Genomic DNA, 25,866 nt, shown 5'->3' on the forward strand with positions numbered 1-25,866 from the left:
GGCGTCTAGACGGTGATGGCAATGATAACAACTTAAGGTTGATAAGGAGAAGGGAAATGGCATTTATCGAGAGAACGAAATACGTCTTTGCCGGCGTGCTGACGGCGATGGCGATGACCTGCACGACCGCGGCGGCGGCTGAGAAATTCAATCTGAGCCCGGATACGTCCAACCGCGTCAGGGCGGAAAAGGACGAAGCGGCAATCAAGGCGATCGCGCCGAGCTTCAAATTCGTCAGTCCCGGCAAATTCACGGTGGCGATCAACCCCTGGGATCCACCGATCGCCACCTATGCGACCGATGCCAAGACCGTCGTCGGTGGCGATCCGGATATTGCGCAGCTGCTTGCGGACTCTCTCGGCCTTCAGCTCGAGCTGGTGCCGGTCGCCTGGGAGGATTGGCCGCTCGGCGTCTCCTCCGGCAAGTATGACGCCGTCATTTCCAACGTGACCGTCACCGAGGAGCGCAAGGAGAAATTCGACTTCTCGACCTATCGCAAGGATGTGCTCGGCTTCTACGTGAAGGCCGACAGCAAGATCACGTCGATCAAGGAACCGAAGGATGTGGCCGGGCTGAAAGTGATCACCGGCGCCGGCACCAACCAGGAGAAGATCATTCTCGAATGGGATCGGGAAAATGTCGCGGCCGGGCTGAAGCCCATCGAGGTACAGTACTATGACGACCGCGCAGCTGCCGATCTCGCGCTGCAGTCCGGTCGCGCCGATGTCGAATTCAATCCGAATGCGACGCAAGCCTACAATGCCTCCATCAACGGCACGAGGAAGCTCGTCGGCATTGTTTCCGGCGGTTGGCCGCTGACGGCCGAAATCGCCGTAACGACAAAGAAGGGGGCAGGGCTTGCCGACGCTCTCACCCTCGCACTCAACGATCTGATCAAGGACGGCAAGTACGGAGAAGTGCTGAAGCACTGGAGCCTGAGCGCCGAAGCGATCGATCAATCCAAAACCAACCCTGCGGGCCTGCCGAAGAGCGGTTCGTAATGTTGGCCGGGCGGATCGGCGTTGGTGGGGCCCGCGCCGGTCCGCTCACTTGTTTTCTTTATGGAGCGACCTATTCGTGACTTTCCTTCCTGATCTCAAAACCATACTTGCGGCGATGGCGACGGCCTCTTTGATCGGATTGGGCGCCGCACAGGCGGCCGAGGAATTCGATCTCAGCCCCGAACAGCCCGGCCGTGTTCATGCCACGAGGGATGAAGCGGCCATTGCCGCCATCCCGAAAGATTTCAAGTTTGTCACGTCCGGCGTCTTCACGGTGGCAGTGGCGCCCGGCGGGCCGCCGCTTGCGACCTACGCGACGGATGCGAAGACCGTGGTCGGCGCGGATCCCGATTACGCCTATGCGGTTGCCGATGCGCTCGGGCTGAAGCTGGAGCTCGTCCCCGTTGCCTGGATCGACTGGCCGCTCGGGCTGACCTCGGGCAAATACGATGCGGTCATCTCCAATGTCGGTGTCACCGAGCAGCGCAAGGAGAAGTTCGATTTCTCCACCTATCGGCAGGGCCTGCATAGCTTCTTCGTCAAGTCCGACAGCAAGATTACCGACATCAAGGAACCGAAGGACGCGGCTGGGCTGCGCATCATCGTCGGTGCCGGCACCAATCAGGAGCGAATCCTGCTGAAATGGAGCGACGAGGATGTCAAAGCGGGCTTGAAGCCGATCGAGCTGCAATATTACGACGACGATGCCGCAAGCCTCCTGGCCCTTCAGTCGAACCGGGCCGATGTCATCGTGCAGCCGCACGCCCAGCTGGTCTACATCGCGGCCCGCGACAGGAACATCAAGCGCGTGGGCACGCTGAGCGCCGGCTGGCCGGATCGCTCCGATGTGGCGATCACGACGCGCAAGGGCAGCGGACTGGCGGCCGCATTGACCATCGCAACGAACGGTCTGATCAAGGACGGAACCTACGCCAGGATTCTCGATCATTGGCACCTTGCGGAAGAAGCGCTGCCGAAGTCGGAAACCAATCCGCCGGGCCTACCGAAATATTGAGGAGACTTCCGCATGAGCCGCCCAGCCCCGTCGATCAGCCATATCGGCTTTCTCACACCAGGAAACTATCCGGATGAAGATCCGCTGGCCGGCCTGGAACAGACCCTGCAACTGCTTGAATACGGCGAACAGAGAGGTTTCGATAGCGCCTGGGTTCGCCAGCGCCATCTCGAGCCGGGCATTTCCTCGGCGAGCGCCTTTCTGGCCGCGGCAACGCAACGCACACGCCGCATCGAGCTCGGCACCGCCGTCATCCCCATCGGCTATGAAAGCCCGTATCGGCTTGCCGAGGATCTGGCGACCGTGGATGTCCTGTCGCGCGGGCGCCTGAATATCGGGATCAGCGCCGGCCGACCGTTGCATGCGGACCTGATCGGACCGCTCGCCTTCGACGGCGACTGGGAAAGCCACGACTTTTCCCATCAAAGGGTGTTGCGGTTTGCCGACAATCTCAAGGGAGCCTATCTCGGCAATCCGGATACGGTCATCAGGACACCGTTCGGGCCTCAACGTCCGCGCCTGCAACCCTATGCAAAAGGGTTGATCGATCGTATCTGGTATGGTGGCGGCTCGCTGCGCTCGGCCGAATGGGCGGGACGCAACGGTTTCAATCTTTTGATCGGCAATGTCACGACGGGGGAGGAGACCGACGATTTTTTCGTCGCGCAGTCGCGGCAGCTGGAAACCTATCGCGCTTCCGGCGGCGATACGAGGCGGGTGGCGCTCGGCCGGGTCATCGTTCCCTTCGACAGCGCCGATGCGATCACGCGCAAACGCTATACCGACTATGCCGCCGGCCGTCATGAGCGGACGCTCTCGCCGCAGGGTGAGCGCCGCACGCTTTTCGCGCGCGATCTCGTCGGTTCGTCCGACGAGATCCTCGAACGCCTGCGCAGCGATCCCGTGCTGCCCTTCGTCAGCGAATTCCGGCTGGAGCTGCCCTACGAGTTTCACGACGAGGAATACCGGCAGATCATCCACGACTTCGTAACCTCGATCGCTCCGGAGCTGGGTTGGAAAGAGGCCGCAGTCCTGCGCCGCTCGGCATGCTGAGCTTCGCCGGGCAGAACTGCGCGAGCGGATCGGCGGAATGCCGGTCCCGTTCGCTCTAACCGATGGAAGATCCCGCGTTTTCCTTACCCGTAAGGATTCGCTCGGCCAGTTGCAGGGCGTCCTGGCGGGAAGCAGCTATTTCCATCCGTGTGCCGAACGCTTTCGTGGCGAGGCTCATCTGCACCTGCATGGCGGCACGCTTGACGGCGCTCGCCTCTATCCCGATCACGGCCTTGCAAATTGCCGCGAGCGCCGACTTGTTCTTCTTCAGCCACATGCCGCGTGCCTTGCGATCCTCGTGCTCTTCGGCAGGCTGATCCCCGTCCACGATCACGACGAAAGGCATCGAGATCGCGAGGATGGCGTCCATCTCCCGGGACCATTGCGCCGCATAACCCGGCTGCACGGACCGGGCGGATTGGCACACGATCGGCCAGAGGGAAACGTCGTGAACGGCGAAAGAACTCGTGTCGATGGTCATGACATGTCTCCTCAAGCGATCTTATCGGTGATTGCAGCAAACAGCATCGCCGCGCCACGATCCGACATGGCGATGGCGTGGCTTGCCCGTTCACGCAGGCCGGCCTCGTAGTCCAGCAGCGCCGTGCAAATCGTTTTCGTATCCACGCCGGCCTTGGCAAGGATATGCGCAAGCATGCGCGCGTCTTCGAGCGCGGTGTTGGCGCCAAGTCCTCCTGCCGGGCTCATGGCATGGATCGCGTCGCCCATCAGCGTCACCGCTCCGAACGGCCAGAGGACTCCGGGGCGTCCGGTTCTGACGGGCAGTGCAGCGATTGCCGCAGCCTTGCTCGCACCGATGATCCGCCGCAATTCGGGATGCCAGCCGCGCATCGCGGTTTCGAGTAACGCCGGCATGACCGGCGTATGATCGGATGTTTCAAGACCCAGCCGGCGGCTCGGGCCGATCAGCGCCCAATAGAGATAGTCGGCCACCGGCGTCAGTTTGCAGGCGGGCGCGAGACTGGCGGCAAGGTGCGGAAAATCGCCGCCGAACCGCATAAGATCGAGGATGGCCGTGCAGCCATCGGCAAAGATGACCGTCGTGCCGTCTTCAAGCAGGTCGGGACCGACCGCAAGCGGCAGTTCGACCTGGCCGTAAACGCATACCGAGCCTGTATCCGTTGGTTCGGCCGAGGGCGCCAGTTGGCGGCGCACCTGCGAATTGACGCCATCGGCACCGACAAGAAGATTGCAGGAGATGGGCGCGGCATCTTCAAACAGGACTTCCATGCGGCTGTCTTCCATGCGGCGATACCGCACAAACGCGTACCCGAAATGAACACGATCCTCGATCCCCGAAAGCAGAATTTCGCGAAGCGTCAGACGGTTGACGCTGAGATCGCCGTTGCCGTCGTCATGATCGCCGCCGGTATCCCAGCTTGCCGGCGCGCGTTCCCCGGCGGGCAGAAGCTGAGGGGTCAGGAAGCGCGCAGCTCGCGGGCTGGTGGAGGCGGTTGCCCGAAAGAGGTCGAACAGCGCAGGCGGCAAGCATGCCTTCAGCGCATATTGTCCGTTTCCATCGATACGGATGCGATAGCCCTGCAAGCGGCTATCGGGTGCCGGATCTCGTTCGTAGACGTCAAAGCGAATCCCTGCGCGCTTCAATCCCTGTGCGAGGCACAGGCCCCCGAGGCCCGCGCCGATAATGACGACATGAAAGTCCTGCATGGCTTCTTCCGTTCGCTATTCGATTTCGAATTTGCGCGGGAAGGATAGCGCGCGGCCATCGGAGCGTGGTAACGACATTCGGACTATAAATGTTGCAAAACGGCCAAACCAAGCAATGAGTATCGAAGATCTCGGCGACCGTCTCGACGGGCCGCCGCTCATCGCCTTCTGGGGTTCGGACGAGCCCGGCAGCGCCTTCCGTCTCGGAACGCTGGAATATGACTGGCATGCACATGCGCGCGGACAGCTTTTCTGCATTGAAAGCGGTCTGGTGCGCGTCGACACGCCGACCGGCTCATGGCTGCTGCCGCCGCAGCGCGCAGGCTGGATTCCGCCGGGCGTAATGCACAAGGCCGGGATCAACGGCGTGCTGAGCGGCTGGGGTATCCTGCTGACGCCGGAAGCCGGCGCCGGATTGCCCGAGGTTCCATGCGTCTTCAGCGTGAGCGAAGTGCTGCGAGCCCTGGTGCGTCGCGCGACCACATGGCAGTGGGAGGAGAGGCTTTCTCCGCAGCAGCGTCGTCTTGCCGTTGTCTTGCTCGATGAAGTGCGGGCCGCGCCGCGCGAAAGCCTGCATCTGCCCATGCCGGCGGATCGGCGCGTTCTTCGCATCGCGGAGGCGGTATTGCAGGACCCGGCCGGCGAGGGGACTTTCCATATGCTGGCGCAGCAGGCGGGCATATCCGAGCGCTCGGCCAGGCGGCTTTTCAACGCCGAGACGGGTATGTCCTTTGCCAGCTGGCGGCAGCAGGCGCGGTTGCTGCTGGCGCTCGAATATCTGAGCGCCGGCAGTCCGATAGCGGACGTCGCCGACAATCTGGGATATGCGAGCGCAAGCAGCTTCATCGCCATGTTCAGGAAGGCGTTCGGTCTGTCGCCGCGTCGCTATCTCTCCGTCCGGCGGGCCTGACGCGATCTTGTGCGGGGGCCTGCAGACTGGCTCAGGCCGCGACGCGGCGCGGTCTGGAGGCGAGCAGGCGCAGGGCATTGACCGTGACCAGCACCGTTGCCCCGGTGTCGGCAAGGATTGCCGGCCAGAGGCCGGTGATGCCGATGATCGTCGTGACCAGGAAGACACCTTTGAGGCCGAGCGCGATGGTGATGTTCTGGCCGATATTGGTCATGGTCCGTTTCGAAAGGTCGATCATCTCGGCGACATCGCCGACGCGACCATGCAGGACAGCCGCATCTGCGGTCTCCAGCGCGACGTCGGTCCCTCCGCCCATGGCAATCCCGACATCCGCCGCGGCGAGCGCCGGCGCGTCGTTGATGCCGTCGCCGACCTTGGCGACGCGAAACCCCTGTTGCTTCAATTCGCCGACGATGCGCTGCTTGTCCTCGGGCAGCAATTGCGCCTTGACCTCGATGCCTAGCGTCTTGCCGATCGCCTGCGCCGTGCGCTGGTTGTCGCCCGTCAGCATGATCGTCCTGATACCGGCGTCGGCAAGTGCCTTGAGGCCGGCAGCCGTATCGGCGCGCGGCTCGTCGCGCATGGCCAGCAGGCCGGTGGCGGAACCGCTGACGACGAGAATGGAGACGGTCTTGCCTTCGTCGTTGAGCGCGGAGATTCGGGCCGATTGCTCCTCAGACAGCGAAACCTTGTCGGCTGCCGCCTGCGGCGATCCGAGGAACACGTCTACGCCGCCCACGGTGCCGATGACGCCCTTGCCGCCGATGGCTTTCGCATCGATGACCTGAGGAATATCCATTCCCGCCGCCGCAGCACCGTCGAGGATTGCGCGCGCAAGCGGATGGCTGGAGCCGGTTTCGAGCGCCGCCGCCAGTCGCAGCACCTCCGTATCGCTCATGCCGAAGCCGACGATATCCGTGACCTTGGGCTTGCCTTCCGTCAGGGTGCCCGTCTTGTCGAAGGCAACGGCCGTTACCTTGCCGATATTCTCGAGCACTGCGCCGCCCTTCAGCAGCAGGCCGCGCCGGGCGCCTGCCGAAAGCGAGGCGGCAATGGCCGCCGGCGTCGAGATGACGAGCGCGCAGGGGCACCCGATGAGCAGGATGGCAAGGCCCTTGTAGACCCACTCGTTCCAGCCACCGCCGAAAAGCAGGGGAGGCAAGATGGCGACCGCCGCACCGACAACGACGACGCCAGGTGTGTAATAGCGGGAGAAGCGGTCGATGAAACGCTCTGTCGGCGCCTTCGATTCCTGAGCCTCCTCGACCAGCTTGACGACGCGGGCGATGGTGTTGTCGGACGCGGCTGCGGTCACGCGGATGCGCAGCGCGCCATCGCCGTTGACCGTGCCGGCAAAGACGGTCGCCTCGGCGCCCTTGCGCACCGGCGTACTTTCGCCTGTCACCGGCGCTTCGTCGATGGCGCTTTCTCCGGACAGGATCACACCATCGGCCGGGATGCGATCACCGGGCCGGACCAGGATGATGGCGCCGATATCGAGGCTTTCGGCCTGAACCTCGCGGGTCTTGCCGCTTTCTTCGACAAGGGCGGTTTTGGGCACCAGATTCGTCAGCGACTGGATGCTGGCGCGCGCCTTGCCGGCGGCGACGCCTTCCAGCAACTCGCCGATCAGAAACAGGAAGACGACGGCCGCGGCCTCCTCGCTGGCGCCGATGATGACGGCGCCGACTGCCGCTATCGTCATCAGCATCTCGATCGAGAAGGGCGTCCCCATCCTTGCGGCCATGAATGCGCGCCGGGCGATCGGCACCAGGCCGACCAGCATGGCAGCGATGAAGATCCAGGCATCCAGCGCGGGAACAAGCTTCCCGATGCTCCAGGCCGCTGCAAGCGCCACGCCGCTGGCAATCGTCAGGCGCCCCTTGGCCGATTTCCACCATGGTCCGGTGGTCGGTCCATGGTCGTGCCCGTGGAGGCCGGCCGCTGCGGTGGCGGGCTCGTCGGATAGGTGATCGTGTCCCGCGTGATCGTGCCGATGTTCGCCCGGCCCGTGATCGTGACCTGTGGGACCATGATCGTGATCGTGCGGCGTATGGTCATGATGATCGTGGCCGCAGCCGCAGGCATGATCGTCCTTTTCTACGATTGGCCTCGGCGCGTTCCCCTGTGGAAGCGGAAAGACCTTGTAGCCCAGCCCCGTAACCCGCTTGGCGATGGTTGGCAGCAGGTCGGGGTCGCCCAGGTGACTGACCGTCATCGTGCCTGCCGTGACCGAGACGGAAACGTCCTCCACGCCACGCAGGCGGCGGACGGCCGTGTCGATTTTCGCGGCGCAGGAAGCGCAGTCCATGCCTTCCACCCGATAGCGGCTCTGTTGTGTTGTCGACGTCATCTTCCGGTTCCGAATTGGCTCATGGAACCATTGCTACATCCTCTAGCTACTAGAGGGACAAGAGCGATTTTGCGGATTCTTGCACGACCCTCGTGATGGTGGCGGTCGATCCGGAGATTGTTTGCCAGGCTGCTCGCAAAATTTCCCGTGGAGATTATTGCGGCGGGACGCGCGGAGGGAACACGGTGTTCCTGCCGTGCCTCTTGGCTTCATAGAGCGCGGCATCCGCCGTTTTGAGGAGGTCGCCGAGGGATTGCCTGGAGGTTTCGCCGCAGGCGATGCCGAGGCTGGCGGTAATCACCTGTCCGTCGTCGAGTCCTCGGTGGCGGATGCCGAGAGCCTCGATGGCGATACGCGTTCTTTCGGCGATCGCAAAAGCTGCCTCGCAATCGACGTTCGGCAGCAGGACCAGAATTTCCTCGCCGCCGAAGCGGAACGCAGTGCCGCTTGCGCCGATTTCCTGCGAAATGCAGTGGCAGACGGCGCGAATGCAACCATCGCCATCCATATGGCCATGGACGTCGTTGAACAGTTTGAACCGGTCGATGTCCAGCATGACGATCGCGACGCAGGGAATGCCGCCATCTGCCCGCCAGACGGAAGAGCGCACCCGCTCAAGGGAGTGCCGGTTGAAGAGGCCGGTCAGCTCATCGCGTTCCGATTTCTGTTCGAGTTGCGAATGCAGGAGGCTGCCGCGAAGCTGGTTGAGGAAGTTCAGCCTGTCCTTATGCTCGGAGATGTAGGCGCTGATCGTCAGGAAGATCGCCAGCGTCACGTAGAAGGTGACGATGCCGGTATAAACCACATCGTCGAAAGCGCCGCTGAGTTTCGTGGTCGTGAACTGCACCGCGCACATCAGCGCAAGGCCGATCAGGATCGTCACGAATCGGGGTCGGAGCGCGATGACGAAGAAGAGAAAAGCGGCCACATTGCCGTTCTGGTAGACGAACAGGTACGGGCTGCCGCTGCGCATGGCGACGGACATGGGCAGGAGGACGCCGAGAACCGCCACGCCGACGGCAAGCAGGTCATAGTTCAGCGCGCTCGGCCATCGTCTCAGGGCAACGACACTGAACAGGGCGAAAGGCGTGAATATTCCGAAGCGTACGATGACGAGTTGAGGGAAAACATCCGCCATCATCGTGCGGTCGCCGAAATAGACCATGTCGTAGATCAGCGTGCCGACGATCGCCCAGACGAGGGCGAGGCGTACTCGATTCACGGCGTAGTCCCGGAGGAAGAGCGATTCGATTGCCGGTTCGAAACGGAGGAGCCGAAACCCGTTGCGGATTTGACGATCGACCTCTTCCAATGTCACGGCGCTCACCGATGACTCTCCGGCTGACTACAAAGGATTTCCGTTAGATAACCCAAAAGTCTGAGCAGGATCTAAAGAATCGTCCGGAGATGAACATTGGAAAAGGTTCAAATCGAGGCGGGGCGATTTGCCCGCGGCGGCCCTGCCAAAGCAGGCGCCGCCGGTCGCGGGCGACGACCGGCGAGTGCTGCTGCAGGGAAACCTAAAGCTTCAGCAAGACCTTGCCGGCCTTGCCGGGGGCGAGCGAAGACTTTACCGCCTCCGTGATCTCCGTAATGTCGTAGGCGGCTTCCACCGGCAGCTTGACTTCGCCCGAAGCAACCCTGGCGATCAGTTCGCTGATCAGCCGCCGCCGTTCATCTGCCGGCATGGCGGCGCTGACCTTGATGCCCCAGAAGCCCTTGATCGTCAGCTGCTTGAAGATGACGGCCCTTGAGGCGATCTGCATGGGCTTGCCGGCTGCCGTGCCGAAAGAAACCAGCAGGCCATTTTCGCCCAGTAGGTCGGCCAGATCGTTGCTGGCGACGCCTCCGACGGAATCGACGGCAGCCCGGATCGGCGCGTCGCCGACCATGGCGCGCACCTTAGCCTTCCAGTCGGTGGAAGCGGTCGAGACGGCATTTCCGATGCCGAAAGCCGACAGCTCGTCGATGCCGCCGTCGCGCCGGACAAGGTTGATCATATGGATGCCGCGGCTGTGCGCCAGCATTGCCAATGTCTTGCCGACAGCGCCGTTCGCCGCGTTCTGGATGATCCAGTCGCCGCGCTGGACATTGAGGAATTCCAGAAGCGCGATGGCGCTGAACGGCATGGCGATGAGCTGCGCCGCAGCCTCGTCGCTGATGACATCGGGCACGGGAACGAGGCTGGCGGCGGGCGCCGTGAATTGCTCGGCCCAGGTGCCGTGCACGCCGGCGGCGACGACGCGCTTGCCGATCAGCGTCTTGTCGACGTCCGGTCCCACGGCATCGACGATACCCACCGCCTCGCTGCCGCCGATGGCCGGCAGGATCGGCTTGTAGCCGTAGGCTCCGCGAACCGTCCAAAGGTCGTGATTGTGAATGGGGGAGAGAATGGTGCGAATGCGTACGTCGCCCGCGGCCGGCTCCGGCAGGGGCATGTCGGCCAGATAAAGGACCGCAGCGGGATCGCCGAAGGTATCGTGGATGGCACTGCGCATTTTGTTTTCCTTGTGTGTTGACATGCGGCTCCGGCCTTGGATCAAAGGCTGCCGGATGTGGAAAGCGCTTGCTCTGTGGCGAGCATGGCTTGGTCGAGCGGCGTCCTGTCTTTTCCAAGCTTGGCCAGGATCGCCGCCCCAAGCCACAGGCTATAGAGGGAACGGGCCGTTTTTTCCGGAATGCAGGAGGGCGAAATGGAGCCATCCTCGCGTCCCTCGGTGATCGTCTTGGTGAGACGGCGAATGAGATCCTCGACGCCGCCGAGCAGGATCACGCGCATGTTGTCCGAGAGATCGGAGATTTCGGCGGCAAGTTTTACTACCAGGCAGCGATCGGCGAGGCTGGCGGTGTTGCCATCGGAAAGCCAGGCGTTCCAATAATGCATCACCCGCTGGCGGCCATTGCCCTTCCAGCCGAAAAGCGCATCGAGGCGTTCTGCGTAATCCGAGCAATATTGCTTCAGCAGGGCGCAGCCGAAAGCTTCTTTGGAGGCGAAATAATAATAAAAGGATCCTTTGGGCACGGCGCTTTGTTCGAGCAGTTCCTTCAGGCCAACGCCTCCGAAACCCTTGCGCAGCACCAATTCCCGCCCGATTGCGAGAATGTGGCTGCGAGTCAGCTCTGATTTCCGCTTTGTCACCATGGTCGGTGCGATAACAAATAATCGACCGGTCGTCTATAAACTCGATGTCGTTCGCCGTCAGATCAGCGCGAGCGTTGCAAGGGAGAGGATCAGCGCCGGCAACATCACGGCGACGCCGATCTTCAGGAAGGCCAGTGCTCCCATGTGAAGCCCCTCGCGACGCAGGGCTGCAAGCCAGAGGATCGTGGCGAGCGAGCCCGTTACGGACAGATTGGGGCCGAGGTCGACGCCGATCAGCACCGCACCGGCGATGGAATCGGGAACATGGGCGGCCTGCACCGCGCTGCCGGCGAAAAGGCCGGCAGGCAGGTTGTTGACGAGGTTGGAGACGATTGCAACCGAGAGCCCGGCGGCTCCAACCGCCTGCGCCTGGGATTGCGCCGCAAGCGCTGCAAGTCTGTCGGAAAGAAGGGCGGTCAGGCCGGTATGATCAACCGCCTGGACGATTACGAAGAGACCCGCAACCAGGGGCAACACGCTCCAGCTTATGCCGCGGACCGTCTCCATGGGGCTTTGCCGCGTGAGCGCGAGGACGACGATCGTCGTAAGGACGCCTGCCGCGAATGTCGGGATGCCGAGGTCGAGATTCATGGCGGAGGCCCCGATCAGGATGAGAGCCGTTACGATAAGACCCCATCCGGCCAGCCGGGCGCTGTGCGAAAGCGCAGGCTGGCCGACATCGCGTGCGATCGCGTCTTCCGCCAGCGCCCGCCTCTGTGTCCAGTAGAGGCAGGCGAATGTAACGATGATCGAGACGATCGACGGCAGCAGGAAGGTCTGCATCCAGCGCGACAAAGGCGGCATCTCGCCGCCGGCGAAGATGACCAGATTGGCCGGGTTGGAAATCGGCAGCACGAAACTTGCGGCATTGGCGATGAAGGCGCAGACCAGCAGGTAAGGCATGGGATCCTTCACCCGGGCTGCCCGACATGCCGCATAAACGGCCGGCGTGAGCACGACTGCGGTGGCGTCGTTCGACAAAAACACCGTTACGACCACGCCGACGATGTAGACGAGCACGAACAGCCGGCGGGGAGAACCCCTGGCATGCGAGGTGGCGATCGCCGCCACCCAGTCGAACAGCCCTTCGCGCCGGGCAAGCTCCGACAGAAGCATCATGCCGATCAGGAACAGATAGACGTCGAACCCCTTGGAGACGCCCGCCCATACATCGGCGAGGCCGATGAGGCGAAAGGCGAGAAGAAGTGCTGCGCCGAGAATGGCCCAGACCGCCTCCGGCCACCGGAACGGCCGTGTAACGACCCCCAAGGCTGTCAGGCCGGCGATGCTCCAGGTGATGGCGGTTTCGGTCATTCAATTCGTCTTGGATATGAATCGAGGCGGATAGGTAGCATTGTCGGAAGACATGGCAAACAGTTATGGCGATGTCGTTCGATAGAAATTTCCGCGCCAGGTCGCGCATGGCCCCATCGTTCCGGCAGGCCTCATGCGCGCTGCGGCTTGCCCTTCTTGGCCGCGTTGTCATGCCTCATGTCCGCCCGCTCGACCAGAACGGAACATTCGGCATGGCGGATGACATACTCGACCGTGGAGCCGAAGATGCGATCGAGGATATCCGAATTATGCGTCGCAAGGACGATCAGATCGGCCTTCTTCTCCTTGGCAATCGTCAGCAATGTCTTCGACGCCGTACCCGGACGCACTTCTATGGTCGCGGCGATGCCGAGGTGCTTGCATAGCGCGCCGAGCTTCTCCTCCGTCTCCCTGATGACGGAGACTGCCCATTCGTCCGGGCTTTCGTGTCCGGAGGGGAAGCGATCGATAATGTGCGCGACCGTCAGTTCACCCCCAGGCGACAGGAGAGCGTGAGACGTGCGCAGCAGGCGTTCGGCACGCTCGCGCGATCCCAATCCTATTGCGCAAATGATTTTGTCGTACATCGAGCTCTCCCCATGCCTCGGGCGCCGCAGTTTCCACTTAACCCGCAATCTTGCGGGTTAAGCTTACCCGGACAAATAACCCGCATCCAGCACATCGATAATGGAGGCACCCGTCAAGTCTTGTCGCGGCGACGATTGAAACCATGCACATCCGCGTAATTCCGGCTCCGCCCGACATGGCCGCCCTGTTCCAAAGCGCGGCGGCCTCGCCGGAATGATTCGCGCATCCGCCGCCAATTGCGATGATCGAGGTCAAATGCTCGCGGTTTTTCCTTCTTCCGTACCCGTCGGCCGTCTATGTCGGCTTCAGTTTCCCGGGGCCGATTTCACGAAAGCGAGAGCCCTACGATCGGTGTGTCGGCCAAAACCGCCGCGCCGATCGATGCGACCACGGGGTCGTGTGCCGAAAGCGAGCTTTGCGGACCTGCTATGGGGAAATCGAGTTTGCATGCAGTCAATTGCCTGGATATCCGTCGTTTGGAAACGGTTCTGAAATCGAAGTCTTGCGGCATTTGGTCATGCCGGGTGTGAATGCTGGCGCAGACGGTTCCACATGATATGAGTTGTATGCAACAATATGCGATCAATGCCGGTCCGATTTCATTGCGGGCCAGACCCCCTCGCGGAGCATGAAATGAAAAATTGGCATCCCGATCTGAGCCGCTCCTCCAGCCCTCGCTACATTGCCATCGCCGATCTGATCGAACTGGATTTGCGCAGCGGCATTCTGGCGGCGGGCGACAGGTTGCCGCCGCAGAGGGTGCTTGCCAAACGTCTCAACATCGACTTTACGACGGTGGCGCGCGGTTATGTCGAGGCGCAGAAGCGCGGATTGGTGGATTCCCATGTCGGGCGGGGGACGTTCGTGACCGGCAGGCGGGAGAAGGAGCGCGGCGATTTCGTTCTCGATGCCGCTCCGGATCCGCGCCGTGCCGCCGCCATCGATTTTTCCATGAACCTGCCGCCGGAGCCGAACGATCCCGATCTTGTCGCCCGCATGCGCGAAGGCATGTCCGTGGTGGCAGCCGATCTCGTTTCCTTGCTGCGCTATCAGGGCTTCGGCGGCAGCGGTATGGACAAGGAGGCTGCCGCTGCCTGGCTCGGCAGACGCGGGCTCAATCCCGGACCGGAGCGCATCTTCGTGACGCCCGGTGCGCACCCGGCCCTGCTGGCGATCTTCGGCCTTTTGGCCAAGCCGGGAGAAACGGTCCTTTCGGAAAATATCACCTATCCCGGCATGCGCTCGATCGCGGCCCAGCTCCGGCTCAATCTTGCCGGTCTGCCGATGGATGAGGATGGCATCCTGCCGGATGCCTTTGCCGAATCCTGCGAACGCCTGCAGCCGAGGGCGCTTTACCTCAATCCCACGCTGCAGAATCCATTGACGCTGACGATCCCGCAGGGCCGGCGCGAGGCGATTGCCGCCGTCGCCCGCAAATACCGCGTGCCGATCATAGAGGACGATGCCTATGGCTTCATCCCCTTGAGCGGGCCTGCGCCGATGGCCGCGATCGCGCCGGATGTGACCTGGCATATCGGAGGATTGGCGAAGTGCATCGGCGCGGGGCTTCGCCTTGCCTTCGTCGTGGCGCCGGACACCAGAACGATATGGCCCTTCGTAAGCGCGATGCGGAGCAGCACGGTCATGGCGTCGCCGCTTACCATGGCGCTTGCGACACGCTGGATCGAAGATGGCACCGCCGACGGCATCCTGCATTTCATTCGGACAGAGGCTGCCGCGCGCCAGGAGATGGTGGCGGATATATTGCCCGCCGGCCGCTATCGGTCAGATCCCATCAGTTTCAATATCTGGCTGCCGTTGGGCAATGGCTGGACGCGCGCCACGTTCGGCGGTCATATGCGCAACGCGGGGATCGGCGTCGTTGCAAGCGATGCCTTTACCGTGGAGGGTGCCGCACCGGAAGCGGTGCGAGTTTGCCTTGGCGGCCCCATAAGCCGCGACGCCTTGAAGGGGGCGCTGGACTTCATGGCGCATGCGCTTGAAGGGCCGCCGGAAATGGCCGCATCCTTCTTCTAGAACGATCTTGCGATTTTGCTGCCGGCTGAACGGAGCGCGGGCTTCGGCGGATGACAATTCCCGTCATCCGCCAGGCGCTCCGCTGCGTCATTCTGCCAGATGGACTCGCGGTTTGCATTCATTATAACTATATTGAATGCATGCAATTTTACTATTGATTGCATATCCTCAAAATATCGTTTCAGGAGCGATGCCGACATGGATACCGAATATCCCCCATTGAGCCCGATACAGACCGGCCTTCGCTGCCGTTGCCCTCGCTGCGGGCAGGGCCGTCTGTTCGACGGGTTCCTGACCCTGCGCAAGCAATGCGAAGCGTGCGGTCTCGACTATTCCTTTGCGGATCCCGCCGACGGGCCGGCGTTCTTCGTCATTTGCTTTGCCTGTATTCCGAGCGTGCTTCTCGGCGTCTGGCTGGAGGTGGCCTTTTCGGCGCCGATCTGGGTGCAGTTCCTGGTGACGGGGCCGTTCATGCTGGCGACCTGCATTCCACCGCTGCGGCCGCTGAAGGGTTGGCTGGTGGCCAGCCAGTATTTCTACAAGGCCGAGGAAGGTAAGCTCGTACGTCTTCCGGCAACCGATGCGTCGCACGCAACGAACTAAGGTCTGTGGGATTCATCAGCTTTGAGGTTGCATTCCTCACGATAGATAATCTCAACGAATAGCCTGGAAATATTCAAAATGACGGATTGGTTCCCTGTAGTCTTCATCACGTTCAAGGTTCTCGTGCTTGGCACGGGCATGTTCTTCGCCATCAAGTGGCATCACGATCAAGGGAAGAAGAAATAACGAAACCGGTGACCGTAAACGCGCGCCGAGTACGCCCTCGACGCCTCGGAACAAGGTCTGGCGATTCATCTTGAATTGATGACGGCTGCGGCGAGGTGGATGATTGCGGAGAAGCTTTCGTCTGTCTTGTCGGCTCTTACCTCAGGCGGCGCGCCTCGCCGTCTTATGGCAACATTGTTCATTTTCGTTCGATCGCGGGGTTGATGTCCAAGCCCGCCACGGATCGTTCGTTTACTTGTCCACTTGACGGATATCCTACAAGTTCATAGGATCATTGCCGATCTCTATGGGAGTTCCGTTCTATGGTCGGCAAAGTGATCCAGCCGTTGACGCGTTCGCCGCTGCTGCATGTTTCCGTGCAGGAAAGTTTGCGAAGCTATATCGCCGACAACGGTGTTCAGGCCGGCACGATGCTGCCTGCCGAGGGAGAACTGGCGACGCAACTGGGTGTCAGCCGCAACTCCTTGCGCGAGGGCATCAAGGCGCTCGAATCCCTCGGCGTGCTGGAGACGCGCCGCGGCATCGGCATCTTCGTCAAGGCATTCTCCTTTGCGCCGCTGCTCGACAATCTCGCCTACGGACTCGGCGATGCCCTGCGGCACATGGAGGAGGTGCTGGAGATTCGCCGCACGCTCGAAGTCGGCCTGATCGGCAAGACCCTCGATATGATCGGTGCGGAAGATCTGGCGGAGCTGCGTGCCACCGTCGACCGTATGCGTGCCCATGCCGAGCTTGGCGAACCTTTTGCCGAAGATGATCAGCTTTTTCACCGGCTGCTGTTTCGTTGCCAGGGCAACGAGACGTTCGTTCGCCTGATCGATGTGTTCTGGCTCGCCTTCTACAAGGCTTCCCGCTTTTTCGATCTGGAGGATGTCGATCCGATGGCCACATGGCGTGACCACGAGGCCATCGTCGATGCACTGGAATCCAGAAATCTCAAGGAGGTGCGTATGCGCCTCGACCGCCATTACGAGGGAATTTCGCGGGTGATCGCCAACAACAAGAAAAAATAGCGACCGCAAACCAGGGAGGAGGATCATGATGAGGAAAGCGTTTCACCTGCCGGCAATCGCGCTGGGAGCATTGCTGTCGGCCACCGCCATGCCAGCTTTGACCGGCATGGCCACGCCGGCCGTCGCCGCAACCATGTCGGGCGGCTTCGATGTCGGCCCGGGCGGTTTTCAGGGCAATTTCAATCCGCTCGCCGCCACGGCTGGCCTGACATGGCTCAGTATCTATTTCGAGCCGCTGGTCAGCTATGACGAGAAGCTGCAGAAGATCGTCGGCGTGCTTGCCTCCTCCTACGAGGTAAGCCCGGATCAACTGACCTATACGTTCAAGCTTGCCGACGCCAAATGGCACGACGGCAAGGCCTTTACGGCCAAGGACGCCAAGTTCACCATCGATCTGGCGGCCAATTCCAAGACCGGCTCGGTCTTTGCCGCCCGGTTTACGCTCTTGTCATCGGTCGAGACGCCCGACGATCACACCCTCGTCATCAAGCTTTCCGCGCCGTCGGCGAGCCTGCTGGATACGCTGGCGAAAATTATGATCCTGCCCGAGCACGCGCTTGCCGCAGTGCCGGCCGATCAACTGGCGAAGAGCACCTGGTGGTCGACGTCGCCGATCGGGACGGGGCCGTTCAAATTCGTCAAATATGTGCAGGATCAATATGTCGAACTGACCGCCAATCCGGATTATCGCGGCGGCAGGCCGGTTCTTGATCGGCTGATCAATCGCTATTTCGCCAATCCCGCCGGTGCGATCTCGGCGTTGCGCGCCGGTGAAATCCAGTTCACCTATGTCGATTCCAACGACGTGCCGACCTTCAAGGACGATAAATCCTTCCAGGTCATCGAGGGCGATTCCTTCGTCGTCAATTATCTTGGCTTCAACCAGGATTCGCCCTTGTGGAAGGACCTTCGCGTCCGTCAGGCCGTCATGTATGCCATCAATCGCGATGCGATCATCAAGAGCCTCTATGGCGGCGCGGCCAAGCCGGCCAATTGCGCCTATGTCGCCAGCCAGCTCGTTCCGGATGGCATCGAGACCTATTCCTACGATCCGGCCAAGGCCAAGCAGTTGCTGGAGGAGGCCGGTTGGGACAAGATCAATGGCGACAAGCCGATCACGTTGCTGACCTATTACAACACGCCTCTCGTTACGAACGTGCTGGCGGCCATGCAGGCGATGCTGGCGCAGGTCGGCATCAATGTCGTGCCCCGCGCCGTCGATGCGCCGACCTATAACGGCATCGTGCTCAACCCCAACGCGGACGCATCGCAGTTCCAGCTTGTCTTTGCCGGACTGCAGAACGGGCCTGATCCGAGCAATATCAATACCGGGCTCAATGAAAAGCAGATCCCGCCTGCCGGTGCCAACGTGGTGCGCGCGCGCATGCCCGATCTGACCAAGGCGCTCGATGACGCCATTGCCGAGACGGATGCCGGCAAGCGCGATCAGCGCTACCAGGATGTCTGCAAGGTCATGAACAAGGAACTGCCCTGGGCCACCATGTGGGTGGCAAACCGATATGGCGTCGTTTCGTCCAAGGTGAAGGATTTCATCTGGACGCCGGCGCCCGGCGGCGGCCCCTACATCGCGCATCCGGAAGCGTGGAAGCTTTCAAACTAGGGCATGCCGCGCAAGATCGACGACCTGAAGCGCAGGGAGCGGATCTGAGGGATCGCGACGCTCTTCTGGCTTTCGGCTGGCCGCAGGTCGCGGCCGGCGCATCCCTGGAAACATAGGTTCGATATGCTTCAATATGGTCTCAGGCGACTTGTGATCGGCATCGGCATGCTCGCAGCCTTGAGCATGCTGGTCTTCGTCCTGTTGCGGCTGACGCCGGGCGATCCGATCGATGCCTATATCGACCCGAGCACGCCCCTGTCTCCCGCCGCCATGGCCGACCTGCGCGAGCGGCTCGGCCTGGATAAGCCTCTGCCGCTGCAATATGTCGGCTGGCTCCTGCAGGCCCTGCAGGGCAATCTCGGCTATTCCATCAAGCGGCTGGATCAGCCGGTGTTGACGCTGGTCCTGTCGCGCATCGGCCCGACGGTGCTGCTGATGGGATCCGCCCTGATCATGGCTGTTATCGCCGGCATTGCCGCAGGCGTTGTCGGCGCGGTGAGGCGTAATTCGGTTACGGATGTCTCGCTGTCCGTGCTGGCGCTGGCCGGCATATCGAGCCCTGCTTTTCTAAGCGCGCTGCTCGGCCTCTATATCTTTGCCGTGCGTCTCGGCTGGCTGCCCTCGGGCGGCATGCTGACGCCCGGCGAGGATTTTTCCGTCGGCGATCTCCTTCGCCATCTCGTCCTGCCGTCCTCGCTCCTGGCAATCGCCCAGGCCGCGCTCATCATGCGCTACATGCGCGCCTCGCTGCTGGAGGTTCTCAATCAGGATTATGTCCGCACGGCGCGCGCCAAGGGAGTGATCGAGTTCTGGGTGATCGTCAAGCACGCCCTGCGCAATGCGCTGCTGCCCGTCGTGACCGTCATCGGCTCCACCATCGGGCTTGCGATCGGTGGCGCGATCTTCGTCGAGAGTGTTTTCAACTGGCCGGGCATGGGCCTGCTGCTGGTCGATGCGGTCACGTCCCGCGATTATCCGGTCATCATGGGCGCGACGCTCGTCATCGGCGCCTGCGTCATCGTCGTCAACCTCCTGACCGATATCGCCTACGCGGTGATCGATCCGCGCATCAAGGTGGGCTGAGAGATGCTGGCGCGAACCGAACGACCAAGCCATGGCCCGCTCGCCCGAGCATTCGACCGCTTCCGGCTGAACGGTGCGGCCATCAGCGGGGTCTGCATCGCCGTGCCGATGCTGCTGCTGATCGTCTCCTATCCGCTCTGGTGGCGGTTCCAGCCGAACGACATCGATCTCCTGGCCATGAACGCGGCGCCCAATGCGATCCATTGGTTCGGAACGGATGGCGTCGGGCGTGACGTCTTTGCCCGAGTGCTCGAAGGCGGTCGCATTTCGCTGATGGTCGCCGCAGGGTCCACCGTCATTTCGGCTGTCATCGGTTTCCTGTTCGGCTTCGTATCGGCCTTTGCCGGCCGCTGGGCGGATGCGCTCAGCATGCGCTTCGTCGATCTGGTCATGACCCTGCCGCCGGTGATCTTCCTGCTGGTTCTCGCCTCCATCACCGGCACCGGCATCCTGCCCACGATCCTCGTCATCTCGCTTCTGTCCTGGCCGCTGCTCGCCCGCATGGTGCGCTCGCGGCTGCTGGAGCTGCGCGAGCGGGATTTCGTGACGGCTGCGCGCGGCATGGGGGCCGGGCTGCCGCACCTGCTGCTGCGTCACGGCATGCCGAACTGCATCGATATTCTGGTGGTCTACGCCACGACGCAGGTCGCCAATGCGATTCTGCTTGAGGCGGGGCTTTCCTTTCTCGGGCTCGGCATCGCGCCACCTGCGGCAAGCTGGGGCAATATGCTGAATGCTGCGCGCTCCACCGCCGTTCTCGAACAATATCCCTGGCAATGGCTGTTTCCCGGCGCCGCGCTGGTTCTGGCCGTCCTTGCCATCAATTTCATCGGCGACGGGTTGAGGGATGCCTTCGATCCGCGTGCCGAGCTTCACTGAACCAGGAAAGAAAGAGACAATGAGCAAATTCAAGGGCGTGGTGCCTCCCGTCGTAACGCCGCTGAACGACGATTTCACCGTCGATTACAAGTCCTATACGCGAGTGCTGGAGCATCTGATCGATGGCGGTTGCCACGGCGTCTTCGTGCTCGGGTCCACCAGCGAAGTCGTCTTCCATGACGAAAGGACGAGGCGCGAGATCATCGAGCAATCCGCCAAGGTCGTGAACGGCCGCGTGCCGCTGCTGGTCGGGACCATCGATCCCACGACCGACCGCGTGATCGCCCATTCGAAAATCGCCAAGGCGGCCGGAGCGGATGCAGTCGTCGTCACGGCTCCGTTCTACACCGTGACCAGCCAGTCCGAGATATTGGACCACTTCCGCTACGTTCGCGATGCCGTCGATGTGCCGCTCGTCGCCTACGACATTCCCGTTTGCGTCAACGTAAAACTCCAGCGCCAGACGGTGGTGACGCTAGCCAGTGAAGGGACCATCGTCGGGCTGAAGGATTCCAGCGGCGATGACGGCAATTTCCGCTACGCGCTGCTCGATCTTGCCGATCATAAGGATGTCTTCCTGATGACCGGATCCGAGATCGTCGTCGACAACGCGCTGCTGATGGGCGCGCATGGCGTGGTTCCCGGCATCGCCAATGTCGACCCGCGCGGCTATGTGCGGCTGTGGGATGCGGCGCAGCGCGGCGACTGGGCCGCGGCCCGGCGCGAGCAGGAGAGGCTTTGCCGCCTGTTCGAGATCGTCTGGGTGGCTCAGGGGCGCGTCAGCGGCGGTGCCGCCGGGATCGGCGCTTTCAAGGCGGCCATGAAGAGCCTCGGCATCATCGATACCGCTATCATGCCTCGCCCACGCGCGGGGCTGAATGCCGGGGAGACGGCGAAGATCGATGCGATCTTGAAGAACACGGGGCTACTGTAGGGATGATGATGCCGGCTGCCCAACCCGTTCTCGATATCAGGGGGTTAAGAACCGTCTTCCGCACGCGCGGCGGCGAGTTGACCGCAGTGCGGGATATCGATCTGACCATCGATGCCGGCGAGACGCTGGCGCTGGTCGGCGAGTCCGGTTCGGGCAAGTCGGTGACGAGCCTTTCGGTGATGCGGCTTCTGACGCGTAACGTCGGCTCCATCGCCGCAGGCAGCATAAGGCTGCGGGACAGGCACGGCGTTATCAGCGATCTGGCCACGCTGGACGACCGGCATATGCGCGAAATCCGCGGCGGCGATATCGGCATGGTGTTCCAGGAGCCGATGTCGAGCCTCAATCCGGTGCTGACCATCGGCGACCAGATCGCCGAACCGATCCGCATTCACCGTGGAGCCGATCGGGCGAAGGCGATGCGCGAGGCGGTCACGCTGCTGGAGAGCGTCGGAATTCCCGATGCCGGACGACGCGTCCGGCAATATCCGCATGAATTGTCGGGCGGCATGCGCCAGCGCGCGACGATTGCCATGGCGCTTGCCTGCAACCCTGTGCTGCTGATCGCGGACGAGCCGACGACGGCGCTCGATGTCACGATCCAGGCGCAGATCCTCGAACTCATGCAGCGGCTGCAACGGGAACGCGGCATGGCGATCCTGTTCGTCACGCACAATCTCGGCGTGGTGGCGGAGATCGCGCATCGTGTCGCCGTCATGTATGCGGGCCGGATCGTGGAGGAGGGGCCGACGGAGGCGGTGTTCCGCAATCCGAGGCATCCCTACACTCGCGGCTTGCTGGCCTCTATGCCGCGTCTCGGCGAAGCCACGCGGATGCGGCAGGCCGGCGAGCAGCTTTACGCCATTCCCGGCGTCGTGCCGGCGTTGACGCGAATGCCTGCGGGCTGCGCCTTTGCGCCGCGCTGCGCCCATGCGATCCAGGCCTGCAGCGATGCGGTGCCGTCCCTTCAGAACGTTGAGGCGAGCCATGCGAGCCGCTGCATCCGCTGGCGGGAGATTTAGATGACCGAAGCGCTGGTTTCCGTTCGCGATCTTGCCAAGGACTATGTTTCCCGCGGTACGAAGCTCGCCATCCTTCGCGATATTTCCTTCGATATCGGGAAGGGTGAAGTCGTGGGGCTCGTGGGGGAGTCCGGCAGCGGCAAGACGACGATCGGCAGATCCATCCTGCGGCTGGTCGAGCCATCCTCGGGCAGCGTGCGCTTCGACGGCACGGAAATGACCAAACTCGGCGCCGGCGATCTCAGGCGCATGCGGCCGCGCATGCAGTATATTTTTCAGGATCCCTTCGCCAGCCTTTCGCCGCGCATGACCATCGGCGAGATCCTGACGGAGGGCCTGAAGATCCAGCGCATCGGCAATCGTCTCGAGCGGCTGGACCGGGCAACGGCAGCGCTCGAGCAGGTCGATTTGCCGGCAGATGCCATCAATCGCTATGCCCATGAGTTTTCCGGCGGCCAGCGCCAGCGGATCGGGATAGCCCGCGCACTTGCCCTCGGGCCGGAGTTCCTCGTTGCCGATGAGCCCGTCTCGGCACTGGATGTTTCAATTCAGGCGCAGGTCATCAATCTGCTGCGCGGCCTTCAGCAACGGCTGGCGCTTACCATGCTGTTCATCTCGCACGATCTGGCCGTCGTGGAATATCTCTGCGATCGCGTCATCGTGCTCTATCTCGGGAGGATCATGGAGGTCGCCGCGAGCGCCGATCTCTATGCCAGGCCTCGCCACCCCTATACACGCGCCCTGCTTTCCGCCATTCCGTCGCCGGATCCCGATGTGAGGCGCGATCGGCAGATCCTGACAGGCGATATTCCAAGCGTGGCCAATCCGCCAAGCGGCTGCGTCTTCCGCACGCGCTGTCCCTACGCCCTCGATGCTTGTGCGGCTGCGGTGCCGCCATTGCGGGAGGTTGCGCCGGGACAATTCAAGGCATGCATTCGCGACGATCTCGATTGATCCCGCTTTCGGCCGGATACGGGGCATCCGGCAATGCAGTGTCTTATGCCGCACTGCACATTTGACCAAACAAGCCACCCTGCATGTCAAAAAAGTATAGGTCGGGCGTACAAGGCGTAGTAGCGGCAGGCGGCCGCGAGGGGTAGATTTACCACATAGAAGACGCGATGGCCTCTGGGAGGAGGCGCCGTAACCGCAACGACAGCGGACGGACGAAAGGAGGCGTGCCGATGAATCCCGATTTGGAAGTGGTCGCGATCGGCAGCGGCGAATCCTTCAAAGCCTGGGAGCACGGCTATCCCTACCGCACGGTTCGCTGGCATTTCCACCCCGAGTATGAAATCCATCACGTCGTCGCCACCACGGGCCGATATTTCATCGGCGACTTCATCGGCGAGTTCGAGCCGGGCAATCTGGTGCTGACGGGGCCGAACCTGCCGCATAACTGGGTGAGCGACGTACCCGTCGGCGTCACCCTGCCGCTGCGGTGCCGTGTCCTGCAATTTTCCGAATCCTTCTTCGCGGATGCCAGCAAGGTTTTTCCGGAACTGTCGGCCTGTGCCGGTATGCTGGAGACGAGCCGCAGAGGCGCGCTCTTCACGCCGGAGACCGGCGCCATCGTCGGGCCGATCCTTGGCGAGCTGGTGGAGGCCTCGGGCATCCGACGCATCGAGCTCTTCATGAATATTCTCGACGCCCTGAGCAGCGCGCAGGGCACGCGCACGCTCGCCAGCGCCGGCTACCAGCCGGACCCATCCGGCTTCATGTCGGCGGGCGTCAATCAGGCGCTGGCATACATCAACGCGCATCTGACCGAGCCGTTCAGCGAATGCGATCTTGCCGAGCTCACCGGGCAGAGCCCGAGCGCCTTTTCACGCAGCTTCCGCCGGCATACCGGGATGGCGCTGGTGCAGTACGTCAATCGACTGCGCGTCAACTTCGCCTGCCATCTGTTGATGAGCAAGGCTGAAATGACGATCACCGACATCTGCTTTGCGGCAGGCTTCAACAATATTTCGAACTTCAATCGGCGTTTTCTGGATCAGAAGGGCATGGCGCCCTCTCGCTTCAGATCGCTCCTGGCACAGCACGCACGCGCGGTGGAGGCCGCCTAACAAAAGGGAGGACAGGGAGGAGAGATACGATTCCGGGCAAGCGAGCGGGCACCTCTGTCGCCCGAAGGACGTTGCTTGTCCAAAATCAGCCGCCGACGCGGTCGGATGACCGTTGCGGGGGTATCGAACAGGTGCATCGCGTGCGGACAGCCGTGATGATCGAGGGAAACTATTACCATTTGGAACGGAGAAATTCCAATGAACCATTTCGCACTGAAAATCGCCGGCGCAGCCGTGCTTGCGGCCGGTCTTCTGGCCGGCACCTCCGCCTTCGCGCAGTCGGCCAAGGTGACGGACGCGACCGTTGCCTTCCTCATGCCCGACCAGAGCTCAACGCGCTATGAAGAGCACGACTTTCCCGGTTTCCAGGCGGAGATGAAGAAGCTCTGCGCCGGCTGCAAGGTCATCTACCAGAATGCCAATGGAGATGCCTCGCGCCAGCAGCAGCAGTTCAATTCGGCGATTTCGCAGGGCGCGAAGGCCATCGTGCTCGACCCGGTCGACTCCACTGCCGCCGCCTCGCTGGTCAAGATGGCACAGAGCCAGGGGGTGAAGGTCATCGCCTATGACCGCCCGATCCCGTCCGCGGCCGCCGACTACTATGTGTCCTTCAACAATGAAGAGATCGGCAAGATGATCGCCAAATCGCTGGTCGATCATCTGAAGGCGAAGGGCGTGAAGGCCGGCGATGGTGGTCTTCTCGAGATCAACGGTTCGCCGACCGACGCGGCCGCCGGGCTGATCAAGAAAGGCATCCATGCCGGCCTCGCCGACGGCGGCTATCCGGTGCTGGCGGAATTCGACACGCCGGAATGGGCGCCCCCGAAGGCGCAGCAATGGGCAAGCGGCCAGATCACCCGTTTCGGCAAGAAGATCCTCGGCGTCGTAGCGGCCAATGACGGCACGGGCGGCGCCGCCGTCGCCGCGTTCAAGGCTGCCGGCGTCGATCCGGTGCCGCCGGTGACGGGCAACGACGCGACGATCGCCGGCCTGCAGCTCATCATTTCCGGCGACCAGTACAATACGATCTCCAAGCCGAGCGAAATCGTTGCCGCCGCCGCCGCCAATGTCGCGATCGAATTGCTGTCCGGCGAGACGCCGAAGGCCGATACGAAGCTCTTCGATACGCCGACCAAGCTCTTCACCCCGGCCTTGGTCACGTCCGAAAACCTCAAGGCCGAGATCATCGACAAGACAGTCAACGGCAAGCCGATCCAGACGCCGGACCAGCTCTGCATCGATCGCTATGCCGATGGCTGCAAGAAGCTCGGTATCGGCAGCTGAGTTCTGCCTCGCAAGACCCGGCCGCTTCGGCGGCCGGAGACCAAACGCACCCGATAGCATTTCAACCCGA

23 protein-coding genes are annotated in these 25,866 nt (G+C 62.3%); 15 read left to right on the forward strand and 8 right to left on the reverse strand.

What is annotated here, in order from left to right:
• Positions 1-56 precede the first annotated feature (56 nt).
• From ACJJVH_RS22775 to ACJJVH_RS22785, 3 genes are all read left to right on the forward strand, one after another.
• Entirely contained in the window at positions 57-1,001 is a 945-nt protein-coding gene (locus ACJJVH_RS22775; RefSeq protein WP_112799865.1) for an ABC transporter substrate-binding protein, read from the forward strand.
• A gap of 115 nt (positions 1,002-1,116) precedes the next feature.
• Complete coding sequence (locus ACJJVH_RS22780) at positions 1,117-2,016, forward strand: ABC transporter substrate-binding protein (protein WP_412066206.1); 900 nt, start codon at positions 1,117-1,119, stop codon at positions 2,014-2,016.
• Between the two features lie 12 nt (positions 2,017-2,028).
• Positions 2,029-3,069 (forward strand): LLM class flavin-dependent oxidoreductase, encoded by a 1,041-nt coding sequence (locus ACJJVH_RS22785; RefSeq protein ID WP_412065217.1) that lies wholly within the window; start codon positions 2,029-2,031, stop codon positions 3,067-3,069.
• A gap of 55 nt (positions 3,070-3,124) precedes the next feature.
• Here ACJJVH_RS22785 and ACJJVH_RS22790 read toward each other — a convergent pair whose 3' ends face one another.
• Positions 3,125-3,550 carry a hypothetical protein gene (locus tag ACJJVH_RS22790; protein ID WP_412065218.1) on the reverse strand — a complete coding sequence of 142 codons (426 nt, stop codon included), beginning with the start codon at positions 3,548-3,550 and terminating at the stop codon, positions 3,125-3,127.
• 11 nt (positions 3,551-3,561) lie between these two features.
• On the reverse strand, positions 3,562-4,758 hold the full coding sequence (locus ACJJVH_RS22795; protein ID WP_412065219.1) for an FAD-dependent oxidoreductase: 1,197 nt from the start codon (positions 4,756-4,758) through the stop codon (positions 3,562-3,564).
• 115 nt (positions 4,759-4,873) lie between these two features.
• Between ACJJVH_RS22795 and ACJJVH_RS22800 the strand changes: the two genes are divergently transcribed.
• The gene (locus ACJJVH_RS22800; protein WP_412065220.1) at positions 4,874-5,668 is read left to right on the forward strand and encodes an AraC family transcriptional regulator; all 795 of its coding nucleotides are present in this window, start codon (positions 4,874-4,876) and stop codon (positions 5,666-5,668) included.
• Positions 5,669-5,699: 31 nt separating this feature from the next.
• On the opposite strand, the gene ACJJVH_RS22805 is transcribed toward ACJJVH_RS22800, so the two are convergent.
• The 6 genes from ACJJVH_RS22805 to ACJJVH_RS22830 all read right to left on the reverse strand — a co-directional run bounded on the left by ACJJVH_RS22805 (position 5,700) and on the right by ACJJVH_RS22830 (position 13,064).
• Positions 5,700-8,021 carry a heavy metal translocating P-type ATPase gene (locus ACJJVH_RS22805; protein ID WP_412065221.1) on the reverse strand — a complete coding sequence of 774 codons (2,322 nt, stop codon included), beginning with the start codon at positions 8,019-8,021 and terminating at the stop codon, positions 5,700-5,702.
• A 154-nt stretch (positions 8,022-8,175) separates the two neighbouring features.
• A complete protein-coding gene (locus ACJJVH_RS22810; protein WP_412065222.1) occupies positions 8,176-9,243 on the reverse strand; it encodes a GGDEF domain-containing protein in 1,068 nt (355 codons plus the stop codon).
• A 298-nt stretch (positions 9,244-9,541) separates the two neighbouring features.
• A complete protein-coding gene (locus tag ACJJVH_RS22815) occupies positions 9,542-10,519 on the reverse strand; it encodes a zinc-binding dehydrogenase (RefSeq protein WP_112800291.1) in 978 nt (325 codons plus the stop codon).
• A 41-nt stretch (positions 10,520-10,560) separates the two neighbouring features.
• Positions 10,561-11,163 (reverse strand): TetR/AcrR family transcriptional regulator, encoded by a 603-nt coding sequence (locus tag ACJJVH_RS22820; RefSeq protein ID WP_112799881.1) that lies wholly within the window; start codon positions 11,161-11,163, stop codon positions 10,561-10,563.
• A 57-nt stretch (positions 11,164-11,220) separates the two neighbouring features.
• The gene (locus ACJJVH_RS22825; RefSeq protein WP_112799883.1) at positions 11,221-12,477 is read right to left on the reverse strand and encodes an arsenic transporter; all 1,257 of its coding nucleotides are present in this window, start codon (positions 12,475-12,477) and stop codon (positions 11,221-11,223) included.
• A gap of 131 nt (positions 12,478-12,608) precedes the next feature.
• The gene (locus tag ACJJVH_RS22830; RefSeq protein WP_113370906.1) at positions 12,609-13,064 is read right to left on the reverse strand and encodes a universal stress protein; all 456 of its coding nucleotides are present in this window, start codon (positions 13,062-13,064) and stop codon (positions 12,609-12,611) included.
• A gap of 634 nt (positions 13,065-13,698) precedes the next feature.
• Here ACJJVH_RS22830 and ACJJVH_RS22835 point away from each other — a divergent pair.
• The 11 genes from ACJJVH_RS22835 to ACJJVH_RS22885 all read left to right on the forward strand — a co-directional run bounded on the left by ACJJVH_RS22835 (position 13,699) and on the right by ACJJVH_RS22885 (position 25,796).
• Positions 13,699-15,102 (forward strand): PLP-dependent aminotransferase family protein, encoded by a 1,404-nt coding sequence (locus tag ACJJVH_RS22835; protein WP_113383862.1) that lies wholly within the window; start codon positions 13,699-13,701, stop codon positions 15,100-15,102.
• 198 nt (positions 15,103-15,300) lie between these two features.
• Entirely contained in the window at positions 15,301-15,705 is a 405-nt protein-coding gene (locus ACJJVH_RS22840) for a DUF983 domain-containing protein (RefSeq protein ID WP_112799889.1), read from the forward strand.
• 488 nt (positions 15,706-16,193) lie between these two features.
• Positions 16,194-16,904 carry a FadR/GntR family transcriptional regulator gene (locus ACJJVH_RS22845; protein ID WP_412065223.1) on the forward strand — a complete coding sequence of 237 codons (711 nt, stop codon included), beginning with the start codon at positions 16,194-16,196 and terminating at the stop codon, positions 16,902-16,904.
• A gap of 28 nt (positions 16,905-16,932) precedes the next feature.
• Entirely contained in the window at positions 16,933-18,525 is a 1,593-nt protein-coding gene (locus ACJJVH_RS22850; RefSeq protein WP_412066207.1) for an ABC transporter substrate-binding protein, read from the forward strand.
• Positions 18,526-18,648: 123 nt separating this feature from the next.
• Positions 18,649-19,608 (forward strand): ABC transporter permease, encoded by a 960-nt coding sequence (locus ACJJVH_RS22855; RefSeq protein WP_113392289.1) that lies wholly within the window; start codon positions 18,649-18,651, stop codon positions 19,606-19,608.
• Positions 19,609-19,611: 3 nt separating this feature from the next.
• Positions 19,612-20,487: an ABC transporter permease gene (locus ACJJVH_RS22860; RefSeq protein WP_412065224.1), complete on the forward strand. Its 876-nt coding sequence runs from the start codon at positions 19,612-19,614 to the stop codon at positions 20,485-20,487.
• Positions 20,488-20,506: 19 nt separating this feature from the next.
• Positions 20,507-21,421 carry a dihydrodipicolinate synthase family protein gene (locus ACJJVH_RS22865; protein WP_412065225.1) on the forward strand — a complete coding sequence of 305 codons (915 nt, stop codon included), beginning with the start codon at positions 20,507-20,509 and terminating at the stop codon, positions 21,419-21,421.
• Between the two features lie 5 nt (positions 21,422-21,426).
• Positions 21,427-22,443, forward strand: a complete 1,017-nt coding sequence (locus tag ACJJVH_RS22870; protein WP_412066208.1) for an ABC transporter ATP-binding protein — start codon at positions 21,427-21,429, stop codon at positions 22,441-22,443.
• Positions 22,444-23,397 carry an ABC transporter ATP-binding protein gene (locus ACJJVH_RS22875; protein ID WP_412065226.1) on the forward strand — a complete coding sequence of 318 codons (954 nt, stop codon included), beginning with the start codon at positions 22,444-22,446 and terminating at the stop codon, positions 23,395-23,397.
• A 230-nt stretch (positions 23,398-23,627) separates the two neighbouring features.
• Positions 23,628-24,512, forward strand: a complete 885-nt coding sequence (locus ACJJVH_RS22880; protein ID WP_412065227.1) for a helix-turn-helix domain-containing protein — start codon at positions 23,628-23,630, stop codon at positions 24,510-24,512.
• Between the two features lie 198 nt (positions 24,513-24,710).
• Positions 24,711-25,796: a sugar ABC transporter substrate-binding protein gene (locus tag ACJJVH_RS22885; protein WP_112799901.1), complete on the forward strand. Its 1,086-nt coding sequence runs from the start codon at positions 24,711-24,713 to the stop codon at positions 25,794-25,796.
• Positions 25,797-25,866 lie beyond the last annotated feature (70 nt).

The organism is Rhizobium sp. SYY.PMSO (assembly GCF_046840415.1).
Taxonomy (GTDB): domain Bacteria; phylum Pseudomonadota; class Alphaproteobacteria; order Rhizobiales; family Rhizobiaceae; genus Rhizobium.

Coding starts and splice junctions, on each gene's coding strand:
- ACJJVH_RS22775 (WP_112799865.1), top strand. CDS start 57: ATGGCATTTATCGAGAGAACGAAATACGTCTTTGCCGGCGTGCTGACG.
- ACJJVH_RS22780 (WP_412066206.1), top strand. CDS start 1,117: ATGGCGACGGCCTCTTTGATCGGATTGGGCGCCGCACAGGCGGCCGAG.
- ACJJVH_RS22785 (WP_412065217.1), top strand. CDS start 2,029: ATGAGCCGCCCAGCCCCGTCGATCAGCCATATCGGCTTTCTCACACCA.
- ACJJVH_RS22790 (WP_412065218.1), bottom strand. CDS start 3,550: ATGACCATCGACACGAGTTCTTTCGCCGTTCACGACGTTTCCCTCTGG.
- ACJJVH_RS22795 (WP_412065219.1), bottom strand. CDS start 4,758: ATGCAGGACTTTCATGTCGTCATTATCGGCGCGGGCCTCGGGGGCCTG.
- ACJJVH_RS22800 (WP_412065220.1), top strand. CDS start 4,874: ATGAGTATCGAAGATCTCGGCGACCGTCTCGACGGGCCGCCGCTCATC.
- ACJJVH_RS22805 (WP_412065221.1), bottom strand. CDS start 8,021: ATGACGTCGACAACACAACAGAGCCGCTATCGGGTGGAAGGCATGGAC.
- ACJJVH_RS22815 (WP_112800291.1), bottom strand. CDS start 10,519: ATGCGCAGTGCCATCCACGATACCTTCGGCGATCCCGCTGCGGTCCTT.
- ACJJVH_RS22820 (WP_112799881.1), bottom strand. CDS start 11,163: ATGGTGACAAAGCGGAAATCAGAGCTGACTCGCAGCCACATTCTCGCA.
- ACJJVH_RS22825 (WP_112799883.1), bottom strand. CDS start 12,477: ATGACCGAAACCGCCATCACCTGGAGCATCGCCGGCCTGACAGCCTTG.
- ACJJVH_RS22830 (WP_113370906.1), bottom strand. CDS start 13,064: ATGTACGACAAAATCATTTGCGCAATAGGATTGGGATCGCGCGAGCGT.
- ACJJVH_RS22835 (WP_113383862.1), top strand. CDS start 13,699: ATGAAAAATTGGCATCCCGATCTGAGCCGCTCCTCCAGCCCTCGCTAC.
- ACJJVH_RS22840 (WP_112799889.1), top strand. CDS start 15,301: ATGGATACCGAATATCCCCCATTGAGCCCGATACAGACCGGCCTTCGC.
- ACJJVH_RS22845 (WP_412065223.1), top strand. CDS start 16,194: ATGGTCGGCAAAGTGATCCAGCCGTTGACGCGTTCGCCGCTGCTGCAT.
- ACJJVH_RS22850 (WP_412066207.1), top strand. CDS start 16,933: ATGAGGAAAGCGTTTCACCTGCCGGCAATCGCGCTGGGAGCATTGCTG.
- ACJJVH_RS22855 (WP_113392289.1), top strand. CDS start 18,649: ATGCTTCAATATGGTCTCAGGCGACTTGTGATCGGCATCGGCATGCTC.
- ACJJVH_RS22860 (WP_412065224.1), top strand. CDS start 19,612: ATGCTGGCGCGAACCGAACGACCAAGCCATGGCCCGCTCGCCCGAGCA.
- ACJJVH_RS22865 (WP_412065225.1), top strand. CDS start 20,507: ATGAGCAAATTCAAGGGCGTGGTGCCTCCCGTCGTAACGCCGCTGAAC.
- ACJJVH_RS22870 (WP_412066208.1), top strand. CDS start 21,427: ATGATGCCGGCTGCCCAACCCGTTCTCGATATCAGGGGGTTAAGAACC.
- ACJJVH_RS22875 (WP_412065226.1), top strand. CDS start 22,444: ATGACCGAAGCGCTGGTTTCCGTTCGCGATCTTGCCAAGGACTATGTT.
- ACJJVH_RS22880 (WP_412065227.1), top strand. CDS start 23,628: ATGAATCCCGATTTGGAAGTGGTCGCGATCGGCAGCGGCGAATCCTTC.
- ACJJVH_RS22885 (WP_112799901.1), top strand. CDS start 24,711: ATGAACCATTTCGCACTGAAAATCGCCGGCGCAGCCGTGCTTGCGGCC.